The 19,362-nt window shown below is 57.1% G+C and carries 14 protein-coding genes; 6 read left to right on the top strand and 8 right to left on the bottom strand.

Annotated elements, in window-relative coordinates:
- Nucleotides 1-6 precede the first annotated feature (6 nt).
- From RAZWK3B_RS00945 to RAZWK3B_RS00920, 6 genes are all read right to left on the bottom strand, one after another.
- On the bottom strand, nucleotides 7-762 hold the full coding sequence (locus RAZWK3B_RS00945; RefSeq protein WP_007811357.1) for a hydroxypyruvate isomerase family protein: 756 nt from the start codon (nucleotides 760-762) through the stop codon (nucleotides 7-9).
- Nucleotides 762-1,409, bottom strand: a complete 648-nt coding sequence (gene otnC / locus RAZWK3B_RS00940) for a 3-oxo-tetronate 4-phosphate decarboxylase (protein WP_007811355.1) — start codon at nucleotides 1,407-1,409, stop codon at nucleotides 762-764. The genes RAZWK3B_RS00945 and otnC overlap by 1 nt, the downstream gene beginning before the upstream one ends.
- Nucleotides 1,406-2,677, bottom strand: coding sequence for a 3-oxo-tetronate kinase (gene otnK, locus RAZWK3B_RS00935; protein ID WP_007811353.1), 1,272 nt, complete (start codon nucleotides 2,675-2,677; stop codon nucleotides 1,406-1,408). The genes otnC and otnK overlap by 4 nt, the downstream gene beginning before the upstream one ends.
- Nucleotides 2,674-3,573, bottom strand: a complete 900-nt coding sequence (ltnD, locus tag RAZWK3B_RS00930; protein ID WP_007811351.1) for an L-threonate dehydrogenase — start codon at nucleotides 3,571-3,573, stop codon at nucleotides 2,674-2,676. Before ltnD ends, otnK begins: the two co-directional genes overlap by 4 nt.
- A gap of 150 nt (nucleotides 3,574-3,723) precedes the next feature.
- On the bottom strand, nucleotides 3,724-4,158 hold the full coding sequence (tnpA, locus tag RAZWK3B_RS00925) for an IS66-like element accessory protein TnpA (protein ID WP_007811349.1): 435 nt from the start codon (nucleotides 4,156-4,158) through the stop codon (nucleotides 3,724-3,726).
- A 536-nt stretch (nucleotides 4,159-4,694) separates the two neighbouring features.
- The gene (locus tag RAZWK3B_RS00920; protein WP_007811347.1) at nucleotides 4,695-5,498 is read right to left on the bottom strand and encodes a hypothetical protein; all 804 of its coding nucleotides are present in this window, start codon (nucleotides 5,496-5,498) and stop codon (nucleotides 4,695-4,697) included.
- A gap of 601 nt (nucleotides 5,499-6,099) precedes the next feature.
- Between RAZWK3B_RS00920 and RAZWK3B_RS00915 the strand changes: the two genes are divergently transcribed.
- The 5 genes from RAZWK3B_RS00915 to RAZWK3B_RS00900 all read left to right on the top strand — a co-directional run bounded on the left by RAZWK3B_RS00915 (nucleotide 6,100) and on the right by RAZWK3B_RS00900 (nucleotide 12,497).
- Nucleotides 6,100-6,369 carry a hypothetical protein gene (locus tag RAZWK3B_RS00915; RefSeq protein WP_007811346.1) on the top strand — a complete coding sequence of 90 codons (270 nt, stop codon included), beginning with the start codon at nucleotides 6,100-6,102 and terminating at the stop codon, nucleotides 6,367-6,369.
- Complete coding sequence (locus tag RAZWK3B_RS00910) at nucleotides 6,359-7,585, top strand: tyrosine-type recombinase/integrase (protein ID WP_037294764.1); 1,227 nt, start codon at nucleotides 6,359-6,361, stop codon at nucleotides 7,583-7,585. Before RAZWK3B_RS00915 ends, RAZWK3B_RS00910 begins: the two co-directional genes overlap by 11 nt.
- Before the next feature lie 398 nt (nucleotides 7,586-7,983).
- Nucleotides 7,984-9,144 (top strand): tyrosine-type recombinase/integrase, encoded by a 1,161-nt coding sequence (locus RAZWK3B_RS00905; protein ID WP_037294763.1) that lies wholly within the window; start codon nucleotides 7,984-7,986, stop codon nucleotides 9,142-9,144.
- Between the two features lie 264 nt (nucleotides 9,145-9,408).
- Nucleotides 9,409-9,597, top strand: a complete 189-nt coding sequence (locus RAZWK3B_RS21900) for a helix-turn-helix transcriptional regulator (protein WP_157132098.1) — start codon at nucleotides 9,409-9,411, stop codon at nucleotides 9,595-9,597.
- Nucleotides 9,598-9,701: 104 nt separating this feature from the next.
- The gene (locus RAZWK3B_RS00900; protein WP_007811341.1) at nucleotides 9,702-12,497 is read left to right on the top strand and encodes a hypothetical protein; all 2,796 of its coding nucleotides are present in this window, start codon (nucleotides 9,702-9,704) and stop codon (nucleotides 12,495-12,497) included.
- A gap of 209 nt (nucleotides 12,498-12,706) precedes the next feature.
- On the opposite strand, the gene RAZWK3B_RS00895 is transcribed toward RAZWK3B_RS00900, so the two are convergent.
- Nucleotides 12,707-13,063, bottom strand: a complete 357-nt coding sequence (locus RAZWK3B_RS00895; protein WP_232279464.1) for an HGGxSTG domain-containing protein — start codon at nucleotides 13,061-13,063, stop codon at nucleotides 12,707-12,709.
- Between the two features lie 433 nt (nucleotides 13,064-13,496).
- Entirely contained in the window at nucleotides 13,497-14,066 is a 570-nt protein-coding gene (locus RAZWK3B_RS00890; RefSeq protein ID WP_007811339.1) for a helix-turn-helix domain-containing protein, read from the bottom strand.
- Between the two features lie 246 nt (nucleotides 14,067-14,312).
- On the opposite strand from RAZWK3B_RS00890, the gene RAZWK3B_RS00885 reads away from it, so the two are divergent.
- Entirely contained in the window at nucleotides 14,313-19,316 is a 5,004-nt protein-coding gene (locus RAZWK3B_RS00885) for an autotransporter outer membrane beta-barrel domain-containing protein (protein WP_007811338.1), read from the top strand.
- Nucleotides 19,317-19,362 lie beyond the last annotated feature (46 nt).

Genomic DNA, 19,362 nt, shown 5'->3' with positions numbered 1-19,362 from the left:
AAAGGATCAACGCAGTGTGGTCAGCCAGCCCAGACTGTCGTCGGTGCCGGCAAGCGGCCGGTATTCGGCACCCAAGGGGCTGGTCCAGCCAAGACGCTCGATCGCGGCGAAGACATGCGCGAAATTCACCTCGCCTGTGTCGGGCGGTCCACGATCCGGCACCGAGGCGAACTGGATATGCCCGATCACGGGCCGCATCCGCTCCAGCCGCCGCGTCAGATCGCCCTCCATGATCTGCACATGGTAGCAGTCGAACATCAGCTTGAGATTTGGAGCGCCAAGACTGTCGATCAGCCGCGCGGCCTGTGTGGTGGTGGTCAGGAAATAGCCCGGCGCGTCATAGTGGTTCAGCGGCTCGATCAGGATCGTGATGCCGTACGACGCAGCTGCATCGGTCGCATAGCGGAGATTGGCCAGAAAGGCCGCCTCGGCCTCGGGTCCGGTTGCGAAACCGGCCATCACATGCACGCATCCGGCGCCGATCTGCGCGGCATAGGCCAGCGCCTCGTCGATGGCCGCGCGGGCCTCTTGGTCCCGTCCCGTGAGGGCCGAAAGCCCGTTTTCACCGGGCGCGCCTCGCCTTGTGTTCAGCCCCAGCATCGGCAAACCGGTTTCGGCCAGTGCCTCGGCCACGTCGGGCGCGGGCGTGTCATAGGGCCAATGGCATTCGACCGCGTCGAAGCTTGCGGCGGCGGCGGCGCGGATCGCATCGGGCAGGGGGCGATCTGTCCAAAGAAACCCCAGATTGGCGGAAAAGCGCATCAGTCCCAGTCCACGTTGAAGCGCGTGACGACGGCGCGCACCTGCTCGGGCGTCAACATGCGCGGGTTGCAGCCGCGCAGCAAAATGGCAAGCCGCGCGGTGTCCTCGAGTTCCTCGATCGCATTGCAGGCCGCCTCGACATCCTTGCCCGCGACGACCGGGCCGTGATTGGCCAGCATCACGGCGCTGCGCCGGCCCGCCAGCCCGCGCACCGCGTCGCCCATGGCCGGGTCGCCCGGCAAAAAGAACGGCAGAAGCTTCACCCGGCCCAGCTTCATGATCGCGTAAGGCGTGAGGGGCGGCAGGAAATCATCCTCGTTCGCATCGGGCATCATCGACAGCGCGACCGAATGGCAACTATGCAGGTGCACCACCGCGCCGGTCCCGGACCTTGTGTCGTAAAACGCGCTGTGCAGGGGCATTTCCTTGGTCGGCTGGTCGCCACCGATCAGCTGTCCCGCCGCATCGAACCGCGACAGGCGTTCAGGGTCGAGCCGCCCGAAACAGGTGCCTGTCGGCGTCACCAGTAAACCTCCATCCTCGGTCCGGGCCGAGATGTTGCCGGTCGAGCCGCCCGTCAAACCACGGTCGAACATCGACTTGGCCAGCGTGCAGATCTGATCGCGCAAGTGCGTTTCGGCAGTCATGTCCGCTCCAGTTGGTCGAGGGCATCGCGAAAGAATGTCTCGGCGCCGAAATTGCCCGATTTCAACGTCAGGGCGGCAGCATGTCCGCCGATATCGCAATGGCACCATGGCACGCCCGGCGCTATCTCGGGGCCGATATCAAGCCGTGTCACCCCAAGCGCCTGCGTCACGGCGCCGGATGTTTCGCCACCCGCCACGACGAAGCGCCGCGCGCCCATCTCGAACGCCTTGCGGGTGCAGGCGGCGAGCGTCTGCTCGACGATCTCACCGGCCTCAGCTGCGCCAAGCGCCGCTTGTGCGGCCCGCACGGCGTCCGGTTGGCTGGTGGCATAGATCAGCGGCGCTTGCGCAAGATCCTGGCTCTGGAGCCAGTCCAACGCCGATTGCGCCCCCTCCCGGGCCAGGATGAGCGGATCGAGGCGCAGACCGGGGCGGCCTTGGGCCAGATAGGCCGCGACCTGCCGGTTGCTCATCTCCGAACAACTGCCCGAAAGAACGATGGTTTCGGGGCGCAGATCGGGGGCTGGCAGGGCGCGGGCCGTGTCGCCCAGCCTCCCGTCCTTGCGCAACAGCGCGGGCACCGGCATGGCCAGCGCCGAGCCACCGGTCATCAGCGCATGCTCAGCACAGGCCGAGGCGATGGTGGTCAGATCGGCGTCGGCCACGGCATCGACGATCACATGCGCGACGCCATCCTCGGCGAGTTTGCGCAATTCTGCGCGTACCGCGTCACTCCCCTGTGCCACGCAAAGCCTGTCGATCAGCCCGACGGGGCCGGTCACCTGCGGTGCCAGCAGCCGGACCAGATTGCTGTCGCGCATCGGGGTCAGGGGATGGTCGCGCATCGGGCTTTCGGCCAGCAGCGTCCGGCCAACGAACAGATGCCCCATATAGACGCTGCGCCCGTTTTCGGGAAAGGCCGGGCAATACACCGTCTGTCTGGCGCCAAGCCTGTCCATCAGGGTTTCGGCCACCGGGCCGATATTGCCTTGCGGGGTGGAATCGAAGGTCGAACAGTATTTCCAGAAAAACCGCTGAGCCCCTGCGGCCTGCAACCAATCGAGCGCCGCAAGCGCCTCGGTCTTGGCGGTGGCGACAGGCGCGGTGCGTATTTTCAGCGCGATGACCTCGAAAGGGGCAGGGTCCTCCGGCGGTGCCTGCGGCACCCCGATGCGCAAAGAGACCCTCGCGCCCGACCGGGCCAGCAATCCGGCAAGGTCTGTGGCGCCGGTGAAGTCATCGGCGATGGCCCCAAGCAGGCAGGTCATGGCGTGTCATCGCCCGGCAGCGTCAGCCCGGCATTGCGGGCATAGACCTTGGCCACGGCGGCATCGTCTTCGGCGCCATATCCCATGCCTGAGGCGGCCAGAAATTGCTGCAATGCCGCCGCGGTCAGCGGGGCCGAGAACCGGGCGTCGCGCGCGATGTCCAGAGCGATCCCAAGGTCTTTTGGCCAGATCTCGACTGAACTTCGGGCGTCATAATCGCCTGCGACCACCCGAGGCAAGCGGCTTTCGAGCATCCAGCTGGTTCCGGCGCTGCGCGAGATCACCTCGAGAAACGTCTCCGGAGAGATCCCTTGGGTCATCCCGAAAGTCAGCGCCTCGCCCATCGCGGCGATATGAATGCCCGCCAGCATCTGATTGACGGATTTCATCGCCGAACCGGGGCCGGCCTGATCGCCAAGCGTAAAAACCTGACCGGCCATCGCGTCAAGCGCCGGGCGCGCGGCGTCAAAGGCCGTGGGACGCCCGGAGGCCATGATCGTCAATTGGCCGTCCGCGGCTTTCACTGTGCCACCCGAGATCGGCGCGTCGAGATAGAGCAGACCATGCTGTTCGGCCTCGGCCTCCATCTCTCGGGCAAAGGCGGGCGATACCGTCGCACAGGATATGATGACCGCGCCGGGCCGCATCCGCGCCATGAGACCATCCGGGCCGCAAAGCACCGTCCGGGTCTGGGCAGCGTTCAGCACCACGACAACAAGAACGTCCAGCGATGGGAGCGCATCATGCAACGTGCCGGGTTGGCCCCCTTCCGCTTGAAACCCCGCGATCGCATCCGGATTGACGTCATGGCCCCAGGTTTCAAGCCCGGCCCGCACGAGCGAACAGGCCATGCCAAACCCCATCGACCCCAAGCCCACAATGCCGATTTTCGTCACGCCGCGTCCTCCTCCGAAACTGCCAACCGAAACGTTGATTCTGGTGTCAGGTCAATAAGCCAGTATCCTCGCGCTTTCCAGCAGGATTGCCTTGCCGGTTGATGAGGAATGTCCCGAACGCTTCAAGGCGCGGACCCTCCCCGATCCAAATTAAAAGACCTGCCTTCCCCCCCCTCCACCCCTCGGGGCAATCCGGTCAGAACTGGTGGTGCCATCGACCCGGATTGTCACACGACCTATCGCAATCTCGATGGGTTTACAGGACAACCCGTCAGGCTTTGTGGGCTGCCCGGCGACAGCCGGCACATCCGCACCGCCGCCACCATCCGACACGACGATCGGTGCAAAACAGAAGCTGTCATCTTCAACCACAGGCAAAACCAACCGGCCATCACGTGCCCGACTACGCCATTCCGATAAATGGTTCGCCCGAAGACCATACCGCGCCGCAACTGCATTCACGCTCACACCTGGCTGCAAACTCTCAGCAACGATCCGAGCCTTTATCTCATCCGGCCAGCGTCGCTGTCCGTTGGTCCTTATGTCCACCCCGTAATCCCGGAGAAACTCCAACGTAGTCGCCATCGCGAAACTCCTGCACCGATCTCCATCGGACATGGCATCGCAGGTCAGACAAGCGGGTAAAAGGTGAGGGCCAGCGACCGCTTACGCTTGGGGCGGGCATCGATCCAACGCTTCCGCAATTTGAGGATGTTGCAGCGAGCGGCGATGATCTACCGGCATTTCTGAAAAACACTGTCTCGAATTTGGCGAAAATATGTCGAAATAAAGGCGAAGGATTGCTCCTGACATATTTCCCGGCAGTCTCATTGCCTTGCTTCAAAATTAAGTAAGATAATGAAAAAAAGTAATTTTTCGCTTTATTTCGAAAGTAAAAAACGTTTTCAAACCAGCCTGCCGGCTTAAAAAATTCAATGCCCAGAACTGTGCTAACGCCAGTAGCGCAAACTTTGCGAGGCTCTTATTTTCAAGTAGCCTAGACTTATTCATAGCAACAATGCGCCTCTAGCTAAAAAATTGTTTCGATTTATGACGTAATTTTAGGGATGCCGTAGACATGCATTTCTCAAAGTGTTGCGCCAATTAAGACGATGAACTCCTTACGGGATAAGATTCATCATCAGCGCACAGAACACTAAAAAAATCAGAAATAATTGGGTTTTTTTGTATGACTCCATCCTGCGAAAGTGTGCGGCCCTGAGGCGCTGAAAATCAAATGCGGGACTCAATGTTTCATGTGTGTGAATGCTCAAATCACAATTCGCTGTCATTGCATTGGTCGTCGCCTGACCTTGAATACGAGGCCGGTTGTAATCGACAACGCACGCAAGACGCGGCACGCGCCTATGAACTTTTTCTGCTTGTTCGACCGTGCGATTACTTCTTCTGGATCGCGACATGGGCGGCATGGTCCCGGCCGCATTGGCTCCTGACATACAAGAAAAGCTGACGGGGTTGGCTGCCTCTTCACGTTGACCGTTCATGCAATTGGTTTCAGCTATTTGATCAACGGATTGTTCAAAAATAGCCTTTATGGACGGTGTCAAATGCACCTTCTTATCGGCTATGTATGTGATGGCTGCCGTTCTTATCCTGTCTGCTTCCTCGTTGCTCTGCGCCCGAACTTGAACAATCGACAAGACATAAAGCGCAAAATCTTGGGGAGAGAACTCCCCCAATGATCGCACCATTTTCTGATAAGCCAACGCGAGTTGCAGGTCGGTTATAAGGCCGGCTGAACCAGTAACCTCGATGCCGCAATAATGCGAAAGCGCAATTATTGCCTCCGAAATGCATGCAGTTTCCTGCGTGTCTTTTTGAATTTGGCTTGGCAAAATTGCATGAAGCGAAATTGCAGCGTCTTCTGCCTTGGCTTTTTTTCTTGTCTGGAAAAAATCAAGCATAAATGAGCCTAAAAATATATAGCCATCTACATAGAGTAGCTCATCGGCAAGTTTGGCTCAATATATTGATGAATTGAAAAAGTCAGTGTTATTAAGTGGAGTTGGTTCATGTGACGCTCGATACGGCGTGTCGGAAGGCTAGCGGTTGTATGACCTTTGTTATTTTTAGGTCTTGATTGGCCATTTTGGCGACAAGGTCCTTGCGGGCAGTATTCGAGGCCAAGAAACCGTTTTGGGATCCAATCGACTACCATAAATAGAGGTGGTGAGTACGGGTAACGTTCAACGTCAAGATATTGTGCACAACACTATGTAGTGGTCGAAAAAGTATTATGTTGCCTTCCATTTTTCAAAGCTCTATCCTGAAGACGTGGTGAACAAGGCGCAATATTTAGTGATCCCTCATCGCATGTCAGTTCAGGCCGTTTAGTCGTGAGCAAACTGGCACAGACATTCAAATCGGCGCTGTAAATCCTTTCGGGGGAGGCCACTCGTTTTCCCCAGGGAGATACGCAGGCACGTTCATGCAGACCTGCATGATGCTCTGCGTTGCCATCGTCGACTTGATTTCCCCAAGTTCCAGAACACGGAAACATGCACGATGCCAAAAGATTCCACCTTAAGCACACTGAGCGCCTTCGGCTCGATTTCATGGGCAGCCGAACGCCTTGGCATGTCCAAGAACATGTTCATGAAAAAACGAGATACCTTGGAAGCCGAGGGTTTCCCGGAGCCCGATCCCCTGACCAAACTCTACCTCAAGGCCGATGTCGACGCCTGGATCGACCATAGACGGCGCGTGCCTGATGCGCCCGCCAACACTGGCACACTCAATCGGACCCGGAGCGAGGTGAATTTCGATGCCGTTTAAACCCGCCCTCTGGGATGGCTCTGACCCGCTCTACGCTCCCTGCCTGTCTTGGTCTGGCCGGGACAGTGTGACACGACAGGCCCGCTGGAAATGCCCCCAAAAATATCGCAAAGCCGGCTACAAGGTTCCGGCCATAAAGGTCGGTCCTCCGGGCCATCCGCGGGATGAACATCAACTGGATCGCGCCCTGCGCTGCCGGCAACTGACGCAAGAGATGATCCGCTGGTGGGACAGTCTGGATCAGCCGAAAATACGCTTCGGCACGTGGCATTATCTGATCGCCCGCTACAGGCACGATGAGTATTCGCCGATCCATGAGGTAAAGGCCAACACCAAGCACGGCTATATACAGCAACTGGCGAAACTCGAAGCCGTCATCGGTCACATGCCGATCCAGGATCTGACTTACGAACAGATCAAGCGCCTCCAGAAAGTGATGGAGCAAAAGGGCAGGTCGGTTTCCTATATCCACCGGTTTTTCAATACGCTCCGGCGGGTTGCGCGATATGGCAAAGCGTTGCAGATCCCCGAAGCCGCAGCCGTTGCCGGAACCCTAACTGAAATGCGCTTCCAGACGCCCGCCGCACGGCAAGTGGCACCCACTCGGGATCAGGTCTACCAGATCGTGGCGGCCGCCGATGCGGCGGGCCTGCCGGACTTTGCCGTTGGAATCCTGATCCAGTACGAATTCACCCTGCGCGCTGTCGATGTGCGGGGCCAGTGGCTGCCTGCGAACCCGCAGGAAGGGGGCATCATCCGGGAGGGTAAGCGGTGGCAGGACGGTTTGACATGGGACATGTTCGACGAGGACCTGACCTGTTTTTCCAAGGTGATTTCCAAGACCGCCAAAAGCCTGCCGGAGCCCTATCACTTCGATCTGACCCCCTTGCCGGAAATCCGCAGCCGGCTTCGTCTGCTGCGCCCGGCAGAGCCTGTCGGGCCTGTCCTGCTGTCCATGCGCTCAGGCGGTCTGCCCTATACCGCCAGCGGATGGGTGCAGGCTTGGCGTCGTCTTCGTGAGGCGGCGGGTTTGCCGCAAGAGCTCTGGATGATGGATGTCCGGGCCGGTGCCGTGACCGAAGCCAAGACCCTTGGGGTGGATCCCTACGCCCTCAGGGACGCAGCCCAACACGCCAGCATCTCGACGACCAATCGCTACTCGCGCAACCGCAGCGACGGCGCCAATCAGATCGTCAAGCTGCGCCGCCAACGGTGATCGCATGCAGCCCGGCGCGATCCAGACATCTTCCAGAGGCCAGGCATGGCCTCTGGAACGCGGAGAAAAGCCCGAATTCATTGTTCGCGATCGTTTCTCCAAGGACCATGACGCTCGGGAAGGAATCACAGGTTGGATCAAATCCGGAACATGCCCGATCCAACACGATCCAACATCACGGGCCTGCATCGTCCATGTCCTTGATTTACTGGCGATCCCGCGAGGACTCGAACCCCGAACCTGCTGATTAGAAGTTATCTGCTACATTGTAGAACTGCGTTGTATATCGGGTCACATTTCCCTATATTTTATTGTGTTATTAGCCGTCAAGCGTCGCATAGCGTTGCACTTGATATCACTCCATTGCCCCAGTTTTGGCACCCATATGGCACCCAAAAATGCCCAAGACATCCTCAGTTAGACTAACCGACACTTCTGTCAAAAACCTGAAACCGCAGAATAAAAGGTTCGAGGTTTTCGATGCCCAAGTTCCGGGGTTCGGGGTCCGCGTAGCGCCTAGTGGACGCAAAACGTGGATTGCCTTTGGGCGCCAGCATGGGCGGCGTGCTCGAGCGACGCTTGGTACATACCCAGCGATGTCTTTGGCAGAGGCCCGCGTGGCAGCTACCGAGGCCCTTAAAGCGATGCGTGACGGTGTGTTCTCGAGCGATAAGGCATCCCGACTTTTTGAGGACGTCCTCTCGGATTGGTACGACCGGGAACAGCGTAATCGCAAAAGCTTCAGGCAGGTTGAGAACGCTATGAAGCTTCACGCGTTGCCGCATCTTAAAGGCCGAGAAATTCAGGATATCCGCAAGGCGGATCTGGTCCGCATAATCGATCGTGTGGCGGACAGCGGTGCGCGGACACAGGCCAATCGAGTGCGGGCGTTTATTAAGCGCTATTTTGCTTGGGCGTGCGAAAGAGACTTGCTCGATTTTTCGCCAGCTGCGTCCTTACCCAAGGTCGGCGGAGAACAATCCCGCGACCGTGTGTTGACCGAGTCTGAGCTACGGTCGGTGTGGTATGCGGCTGACGCTATCGGCTACCCGTTCGGGCCGATCGTGAAGCTTCTGATCCTCACCGCGCAGAGGCGTGATGAGGTGGCTGGGATGACGTGGAGCGAGCTGGACTTGGATCGGGGAACTTGGACCATCGGAGCAGAACGCGCAAAGAACGGTCAGACGCACACCGTTCATCTATCACCTGCGGCGCAGGCCATCTTGGAACAGATACCGCAGCGTTCGGACAGCGATTTTGTTTTTACGACAACGGGAACGAGCGCTGTCTCAGGCTTTTCGAAGGCGAAAGCCCGGCTGGACCAACTCTCCGCTGTCAACGAATGGCGGCTGCACGATCTGCGGCGCACAGCGGCGACAATGATGGCAGAACGGCTCGAGGTTGGCCACGCGGTGGTCGATAAAGTTCTGAATCACCGCAGTGGTGCGATTCGTGGCGTTGCAGCAGTTTATTTACGTGGCCAATTTCTGAAAGAACGCCAGTCTGCTTTGTTTCGTTGGGGCACGTTTGTGCATGAGCTGGTTAATCTGGACAACTAGAAAACAATAATTATACAATAAAAGCAGATACTTGGTGCTTTATAGCCCCTTGTGACGGCACGCGCCTCTATGCTACGTTACGCATGGAAATAGCGCACCGCGCCCGGGACATGCCGCCGGCAATGGCATGCAGAGGTCTTAACGCCAGCCGCTCAATTGGCGTTCCGGGAACGTACCGCCGGCATTCGGGCACGCGGAGGTCTGACGCATACCCCTCCCCCCAATCTCAGCGTCTCCATGAAAACTGAATTCTGGAGGTGACAGATGTCCCCGTTTGTACCCCGGTACATTGGCCGTCCCGAGTTACTCAAACAGCTTGGTATTTCCAAGTACACGCTTCTGCGCTGGTGTAAGCAACGTGGCTTTCCTGCGGCGCTGCCTGCGTCGGGAAAGACGCCGATTTACGACCTTCAGGAAGTAGACGCGTGGCTGCGGAATTCTCCGAACACGTAAATCCCATTCGCCGGGCTGCGCGGACGGGTAAAACGTGAGTTCACCGAATGGCCGGTTTACAGAGACGTCGCTGCGCGCCTTGGGCAAACACCTGAGGAATGAAAATGGCTAACCTAACGATAGTAACCGCGACCAAGCCCACGCGTTTATCAAAAGGCTTTCAGCTTGATGACAATGGTCTTCTGAAAACGTTACCCGGAGGCAATCTTGTCACGGGTGCTGCCGAGGTGAAAGAAATCGCATCTCTGCAAGACTTGGCGGCGATACTAAAACAGCTGACGTCAGCAAATGCCCTGATTTATGGGGTGCCAATCAACGAGGCTGCGCGGGTTGTGACCCGCAAAATGTTTGCTGATGCTGGAAGTCCCGCTGGGGTGACTACACGGACGAACGATGCTTTTCGGTGGCCGGAGGGTCCCGGTGTGTTGATGTTGGATTATGATCCCCCTAACGGGGGTGACCCGCTGGCTTGTGATGAACTCGTTGGGGAAATAAGGGCTGCTGCACCCGGTTTGGCGGATGCTGCTATGCTGTGGTGGTCTTCCGCTTCGTCATGCATATGGGCTGGTGACAAAGAGTTGCGCGGCGTCCGGGGTCAGCGTCTCTACATACTGTCGAAAGATGCGAAGGATATCCCTCGCGCAGGCCAAGCGCTTTTTGACCGTCTTTGGTTGGCGGGTCGGGGATATATCAAGATTAGCAAATGCGGCTCGCTTTTGCCGCGGACGGACGTTGACTCAGCAGTGTGGCAGCCTTCCCGTTTCGATTTTGCGGGCGGTGCGGCATGTGCTGCAGGGCTTGATCAACGGCGAGGCGCCCCTGTCATCATTCCCGGCGCGGCGCAGATCATCGATACAGCAATCGCCTTGCCACCCCTGACACCAGATGAGCGGGAAAAGGTTTCGTCGCTCAAAGCAGCTGCGAAGAGTGAGGTAGAACAAGAGGCTGCTAGTGTGCGAGACGCGTGGGTCTTGGCGCGTGTGCACGAGATGCTCACAAGTGTGGACCGTGAAGACCCTGAAAAATTTGCAGAAGCCGAGCGCATCGCACGTCAAGCTCTTGAAGCAAGTGTGTTGGCGGGTGATTTCGTGGTACCGGTCGAAGTCAACTCAAAGATTGAAATGGTCTCGGTTGCCAAGCTGCTGAAGCATCGCGATCGCTATCACGGCGCTTTGACCTTGGATCCTTTGGAGCCTGCGTATGATGGCGGCCGGCTCGTAGGTCGGCTTTATCTGAAGCAAGCTCGCCCCGTTCTGCATTCGTTTGCGCGTGGGGGGAGGACCTTCAACCTTCAGCGCGCCCCCGTTCGGGTTCAACTGGTGAAGGGTCGTACTGCTGAGGCTGCAACAGAGACATTGGATCTTTTACGCAATGATCCCGTCGTCTTTGATTTCGGTGGCCAGCTCGTCTTGGTCGATAAAGGGCGTCCCCAACCCTTGTGTGAACACACGTTAGCTCACCATTTGGGTAGTGTAGCGCAGTACTGGCGCGCCACAAAAAAGGGTGATGTCGAGCGTCAGAATGATGAGGACCCACCTGCTACGCTATTGAAAATGATTATCTCTTTAGGCGAGCGCCGCGGCCTCAAACAGCTTGAGGGCGTGATTACTGCTCCAACGATCCGGCTGGACGGTAGCGTTTTGGATACACCCGGCTACGACAGCAAAACAAAGCTTCTCTACGATCCGGGAGAGGACGATGGGCCCAAGATTCCAGTAGCTCCCACCATCGCCGAGGCGCACGAGGCACTTGCCATACTGCTGGAGCCGTTCAAGGAATTTCCATTTGTAACGCCGCAGGCAAAAGGCGCGTTGCTCGGAGCGCTCCTAACCGCAGCGGTGCGGCCTGTGCTCCCGACTTCCCCGGCATTTGGGTTTGATGCGCCAATTCAAGGCAGTGGGAAGACTTTGCTTGCGTCTTGCATCGGTGCGCTGACCGAAGGCAGGAGCCCCGAAGTGTGGCCGCATACGCAGGGCCGTGACGACGAAGAAACCCGGAAACGTTTGTTCACAGCCCTGCGCGGTGGCAAACGAGTTCTTGTCTGGGACAATGTCGTGGGCACACTGGATAGTGCCAGCATGGCATCGTTCATTACCAGCGAAGCGATGGCGGATCGAGTGTTGGGGAAGTCGGAGAGTATTCGCATCCCGAACAGGGCTATGCTTATCCTCACTGGAAACAATTTATGTCTGGCTGGCGACCTGCCGCGCCGCGTCATCATTTCGCGGATTGACCCCGAGACAGATCAACCGTTCGCCCGTGAATTCGCGTGTGATCCATTGGAGTACGTCCTCCAAAACCGGGTGAAGATGTTGGCGGCGGCCTGTACCCTGATCCGGGCAAGATACGCAAACGCGAAAGAGCGCGCACCCGGACGGCTTGCATCCTTTGAAGGTTGGGATGATCTGGTTCGGCAGACCGTCGTTTGGGTGGATACTACGCTTGAGCCTATGGCTTTCGGAGATCCGATGGACCTGATCCGTGCTGCGCAGGCAGAAGATCCAGTAGCAGACGCTTTGTTCGCGTTACTGGACGCTTTGAAAGCCAAGTTTGATGACAGTGAATTCAACGCGAAGGACGTTCAGGCCGCATCGGAGTTTCTGGGTTTTGAGACTGACCTTGCTTCTGCGTTGCGAGATATTGGTGGTGATCGGGCGAGGGTGTCGGTTAAAAGTATTGGGAAAATTCTAAAATATCGCGAGGGCCGTATCATTCACGGTCTGCGTCTGACCGGACGCCACGATCCCCGTACCAACACCCGTGTTTATCGGGTCATCAGTGATCGCCCTGATTTGGATGCTGAGCGAGCGTGCAGGCATGATGATGATGGCTGTGAGATGGAGCAGCAGAACGAAAAAAAAGGCGTGCGGCCGTGGAATATGTTTGAAGGGCTCGAATGAGCGGGTGCTGGCATGTTCGGTGGATCGGAGATGTCCGGGCCGCGTGGCGCGACGCTGCCGGGAATACTGGGTTTACCGGGTTTATTTCCAGTCACACGGAGATCAATTTTAAACGGATGCGCATATAGCCACGGAAGCGCTGGATATAAACCCGACAAACCCGGCATTCCCGGCAAAACCATGCAGACGAGACCGTTGGAGCGGCGCCTTCACGTCTCCTCACCGAACCACTGCCGCCACCCCGGCCTCAGCCAACCGCGAGCCAAGGCCAGTCCTTCAATGTCGCGCAGCTCCGCCCTGATCTCCCGACCAATTTCGGCCCGCCGCTTGGCCTCCTCGCGCTTCTCTTTCGTCAGCCGCCCGTGCTTGAGCTGAGCCGCCGCGATCCTTGCGCGTCCGGCCTCGGTCCGTGGTCCGGTTGCGCACCCTCCGTGATTACGGCAGCGCGCCCGGCCTTTCAGGGCGGCTTTTTTGCACGGTGTGCCCGACCGGGTTGTGGCCCCGCAGCGCTGGCCGGGCCAGTCGGGGCCAAAGCGCGTGGGTTTGCCGATTTCTGCGATGTTCAAGTGCTGCTCCCAAGATGCCATTCTTGAAGTGTTATAATATCACACATCATAGCTCCATCACAGCGCTTTGATTTCCAAGATCCATGAACCGAGGGCCAAAGACCAAAGGGCACCCGTCGCCGTCAACGGACAAAGGTCCACGGATCAATGGGCATGAACACGGAACCGCGGGCCGCGGACCAAGTGCGGTGGGTGTGCGCCAAAATGCAAAGAATAAGGTACGGGGACCTGGGTTGTGGATAGTTAGGCCTTGATGTCCGCATTCGTGACTTTGGCAACAGAGCCTTGCCTGCAAGCTTGAGCATCACTACCAATTAATGTGTTAAAGTCAGACGTATCGCTATTGTCTGCAGACCACATTGTAACGCGCTATACGCGCTGGTCTGGCGCTCATTTTCATTACCAAAGCCAATTAAGGCAGATCACGGCCCTCTCAGTGCTTGACCTCAAGCTTGCGCTTTACCTTCCACTCAACGTCCTCATCCAAAAGCGCTTTGGCCTCGATCGGCCCCAGATCGGCCAGCGCAGTCCGCATCACAGGCTGCATTTCATCGGGCAGCAGTGCTTCCAGCTTGTTGGTGACTGCCATGTAGTTTTGCAAAAGCTCGCGCAGCATGATGGCAGGACGCACCTCTTCGCCATGCTCAAAGTCCACCAAATGCCATTTGTCATCGTCGACCTTTTCCAGAATGCCCAGCTCCTGCAGCTTGGCCATCTTGCGTCGCACTGTCGCACGGTTGATGTCGGTGTATTGGTGGATCTCATTCAGGGATGTGTAAAAACCGCGTTCGCTGGCGATTTCTGCAATGGTATCTTCGTTCATGCCATCACGCTCAACGAGCTGAAACAAGTCGCGCCGCGTGCGCATGACAACGGCAAAGCCAATCATTGCCAATTCCAAGTCATTGCCCAAGTGGCGCCTTAAAATCCTGAGTGCGCCATAGGTCACCTTGGCCATGCCAAGGGCCACGAGGTTCATAGTGCGGGGATCGGCTGTCAACATGCTGCTGGTCCTGCTGTGTGGTTTCTACTCATCGTTGGTCAAGAACATAGCGGGCATTCACTGCGCCGAACATGTTCACTTTGACCGTGCGCAAACCTGCCAATTTTTTTCGCCACAGAATCCCTGCAGAAAACTCCAGAAAAAACGGCACAGCTTCTTAGCAAATGGCCTCTCCTCCTTCTGCGCGCCGGTCTGCGGCGCGAAGTTGTGGTGACGGGTCTGCGCGCATGAAAGACAGGTAGGACTATGACAAACACCACAAGCCCCACGCAAGCACCTCTCACCGCGCCCTTGGCCCAGCCCAAGCGCCCGCGCAAAGCCAGCGCCCTTCTGCTCGGCACCGCCCTCGGGGCCATCGTCGGGCTGGGCTATGGGCGCGGGGCTTATGCGCAGACGATCCTGTCGGGGACCAACACGGTCACTCTCGACCTTGATGGTCCCGGCGAGTTCGTAACAGACGACACGTTTTCAGTGGATACGTCGGGAGATGGCAACGCTGACGGGATCTCCATCACGACGGAGTTTGGTGATACAGCTGAGACGGTTTTTACCGATAACAACGCCAGCCCCATTACAGGTGGCGAGGACGGTATCGACGCAAAGACCAACAATATTGGTCAAGGTGCTATTCGGATTACTACGTCAGGCGTTGTAATTGGTGACCAAAAGGGCATCTTAGCGGAGAGTGATGAGGCATCTTTGTATATCAGTGCCTCGAGAAGAGTGCAGGGGACCAATGATGATGGAATTGTCGCCTCTGTAGAGAGAGATGACGCGAGCGCTTCCTTGTACATTGAAGTCAGTGAAGTCTATGGCTTCCTTTATGGCATTGACGCACGCAACTACGCGAGCGGCGTTCTGCAAATAACAGCCAATGGCCACGTTGAGGGCAAAGATGACAGTGGTATTCTGGCTAAGAGCCAGAAAGAAACGGACGTAGTCATAGATGTCCAAAGCGTCACTGGGAAAAACGCTGGGATTTACGCCTACACAAGAGGTTCTGGCGATATCATCATCAAAGCGACTGGCGATGTCACGTCGTACGGGGGGAATTTTTCCAATAATGAAGGCATAAGAGCCGTAAGCGGTGGAGCGTTGAGTATTACCACCGATGGCACCGTCAAATCACAGGACGGCTATGCCGCGAGCGAGGGCATCTACGCCCGCGCCTCCGGCGTCGGCGCAGCCGGTGCCGAAGACCTCGCCGGCAACAGCCTCGATGGCTTGAGCCTCGCAATCACCACCAACAACGTCACAGGCGAGACGGATGGTATCTACGCTGTTAATGACGGCACCGGCGCGCTCAGCATCACCACCACGGGGGCTGTGACCGGTAATGGGGTATATGGCGCGGGAATACGTGCAGACAACAGCGGCACGAACCTCACTATTGAAGCCGCAAATGTCTATGGAAATTACGATGGTATAATCGCTGACAATTCTGGGTCTGGGGAATTGCAAATCGAAGTTACAGGGAAAGTTACGGCCACAAATAATTATGGGATTACCGCATTTAACCGAAGTACTGGAACCAACGCTACAATCGAGGTTAACGATATTACCAGCTTCGATTTCGGTATATATGCCAAAAACTATGGCAGCGGAGCCATAGACATCACAGCAACTGGCGATGTGGAGAATAGTGGAAGCACATCAGCTGTTTATGCCTACAATAGTGACAACGGCACTTCACTTGACGTAAAGGTCAATAATGTCCGGTCACCCGACAACGACGGTATACGGGCATACAATAAAGGCAGTGGCGACCTAGTAATTTCGGCAACGGGATCCGTGGAGGCTGGTGATACGCCAGGCGATGATGGTATTTTTGCCAACAATTACAACACGACAACTGGCGATATCGAAATTACCGCTAACAACGTGACGGCAACTTCCGAAGCCATAAAGGTTGAAAACAATGGCTCTGGATCGATCCGCGTCGAGACGACAGGGCGGATCGAGGGTGGATATCACAGCGCGATCAGTTTATTGAACTTTTCTAATACTTCGAAGGACCTCGTGGTTTCAGCGAATAACGTGTACCGGACTGGCAGAGATGGCAGCACGTCGGGATCGGGTGCTGCGATAGAAGCAAAGCAATATGGCTCAGGTGCTTTGAGCATCACCAGCACTGGCAACATTGTCGATGATTTCTACTCCGGCATCTACGCCCGCGCCTACGGCGTCGGCGCTGCAGACACCACCGACCTTGCAGGAAACAGCCTCGAGGGCGTGAGCCTCGCGATCGATGCGAACAACGTCACCGGCGGGACGGATGGTATCAATGCGTTGAACGAAGGCAGCGGCTCGCTGAGCATCACCACCACGGGGACCGTGACCGGGACGGCAAACGACGGCATCTATGCGAACAATTCCAGCAACTCGACCGGGGACCTGACGATCACGGCCAACGAGGTCGTGAGTGATAGCGTCGGCATTTACGCAGATAACGATGGTAGCGGTGCGCTTAAAATCGAGGTCAGTGGAACAATTAACACCAGCAGTGGAGGTGCTTCTAACGAAACCAACAGATCGGGCGCAAGAGCAGCCGCTGGTATCTATGCTAATAATGCCGCTATAGGCACAGATTTGATTATTGAAGCTGCCGACATATCAGGTGAAAGCTATGGGATATACGCAAGAAACTTTGGGACGGGTGATCTGCATGTCACGGCCACGGGAGTTGTGCAGAACGAGTCCACCTCATATGGGATATCGGCAACCATCGAAGCGGACACATCGACGTCAGATGTAATTCTGGATGTAAACAGCGTCATTGGCAATGAGGTGGGTAGCGGAGGTGGTGGTATCATCGCAACTAACGAAGGGGCCGGCGATATCCATATCACAACGTCTGGAATAGTAAGTAACGCGAATTATACCGGCATAATGATGGCACCCACATCTGGAAATGTATACGCAGAGATCAATGGGGATATCGAAGCTGGTTATAATGGTATTTGGACATGGGTCTACGGCGAAAAAACAGTTATCAATGTTTCCGGACATATAAGGCAGACAGGCGCCTCAACGTATCAGAATGGCTCCAGTTATTATGCGGTCGGCGGCATTTCCGTGTACGGTGGGAGCAACGAGAAAGGAGTGGCCGAGGAAATTACCATCACAACAAATGACATAACGGCCAACGGTCACGGCATAAGGCCACGCCACTACGGTAACGGACCTTTGACAGTCACGAGTAATGGCGATGTCAATAGTCAAGGCGGGAGAGGAATCACTGCCTATCATGGCGGTGCTGGCTCAGTAACTATCACGGCGAACGGTGCAGTGTCAGGCGGAAACGTAATTGAAAACGCTTTGTGCTGTTATAACGGCACTGGCATCTACGCCAAGCACACTGGCACCGGTACAATCGACATCACCGCCAACGGCGCTGTAACGGGAGGTACTGGCGATGGCATCTACGCCTCCAACGCCAGCGCAGACGACACGACCATCACCATCAACGAGACGGGCAGCGTCTCCACCTCCGGCACGGATGCGGACGACTGGGCCATTGAAGCCAACGCCCCCAACGGCGCAATCATCGTCAACAACTCCGGCACGGTGACGGGGCGCGTGAACCTGACGAACTCGAACAGCTTCACGAACAGCGGCACGTGGGATCTGGCCGGTACGACCAGCGACTTCAACGCGAACGGCAGCAGCCTTGTGGTTAACGAGGGCCTGATCATGGCGGCTTTGCCTAATCCTGCGGAAACCACAACGCGGAGCATCTTGAGTAACCTAGATAACTTCCGAAGTGACGTTGGTGGCATAATTCGGCTGTCGAACGGGGTTGCCGGTGACATCTTCGAAATAAGCGGTGGGACCGGTACAGGCAACTTCGTCGCAAACGGCGGCACTGTCGAACTTGACGTTGTTCTTGGTGGTGACAATTCGGCAGCGGACAAGTTGGTGGTGAGCGGTGACGTGATCTTGGACAGCGCGCCAACTGCACTGGACATTAAATCTGTCGGCGGCGGCACAGGCGCTGATACGACGAATGGCATTGAAGTGGTGAGTGTTGGTGGCACGTCAGATGAGGGCGCATTTGTCTTGGCAAGAATCGTGGAAATCGGTGCCTTTGCCTATGAATTGGCTAAAGGCACCTGTGGAGGCGAGGCGAATGAAAACTGGTACCTTTGCTCTGGGCCAAGGCGGGAGCCGCCAGCTGAACCGGAGCCGGAGACAGAAACTGACCCGACGCCGGAGCCGCCAGCTGAACCAGAGCCGGAGACCGAAACTGGGCCGACGCCAACGTCTCAAGGCACGATTGGGACGACCGGTGCAGTTTTTGAAGCGATGCCTGGTATTATCCTCGCGACGTTCGCTCGCTCTGATGCAATGCAACAGCGTCTCGGGGCGCGGGTCACAGGCGTGCGCGGTACGATCAGCACGCGAGGAGCCGGCGACTTGCCCGTCGATAAAGCGGTTGGTCCGTGGATGCGCGTATGGGGTGATTTTGCAGATATTACACCTGAAACGTCCACAGCGCGCTCGTCTTGGGAGGTTAATAGCTGGGGCCTGGAAGCAGGCATAGGGGCGAAACTTGGTGAACACGTCGGCGGTGATTTGGTCGGCGGCGTTAATCTGCGCTATGGAGCCAGCTCCGCGAATCTCCGCAATCCAGTGGGAACTGGCTCATTTGACTCCGAAGGTTTTGGTTTGGGAACGTCGCTGACTTGGTTCGGTAATAACGGTTTCTATTTGGACGCCGTCGGGTCTGTGGACTTTGTTTCAATCGACGCCACGTCTCAAGGCGGTGGTGAGCTGCTCAACGGCTACGATGACGTCGTCTACTCTGCAAGCGCCGAGATCGGAAAGCGCATAGAGCTGCAAGGCGGTACGGCGCTGATACCACAGGCTCAGCTATCCTGGGGCAAGATGCGTGACGGCCAGCTTACGGACAACCTGGGCAACGTGATCAGCTTCGCCGACCGCGAGACTGTGACCTCCCGCTTCGGCCTGACCGTCGAACAAGACGTAACCGACACGGCGTTTGGATCGGGTAAGATCTACGGCTTTGGCAATGTGCTGAATGATCTGTCGGGCAGCCGGACGCAGACCGTGGCTGGCACCAATGTGACCCAAAGCGGAACCGGGGACTGGGTTGAGCTGGGCGGTGGCTTTTCGCTGCGGCCGAGCGAGGGAACCAACCTCTTCGGGCAGGTCTCCTACCGTGAAGCCTTTGACGGAGTGAGCGGTGAGGCGATTGCGGTCTCAGCGGGCTGGAAGATGCAGTGGTAACGTACAAGCACCACGGATCATAGAAAGACGCTTCGCAAGGCGGCGG

Origin of the sequence: Roseobacter sp. AzwK-3b, from assembly GCF_000170875.1 — a bacterium.
Classification (GTDB): Bacteria; Pseudomonadota; Alphaproteobacteria; order Rhodobacterales; family Rhodobacteraceae; genus Roseovarius; species Roseovarius litoreus.
This window is presented reverse-complemented; position numbering and strand designations above follow the sequence as displayed.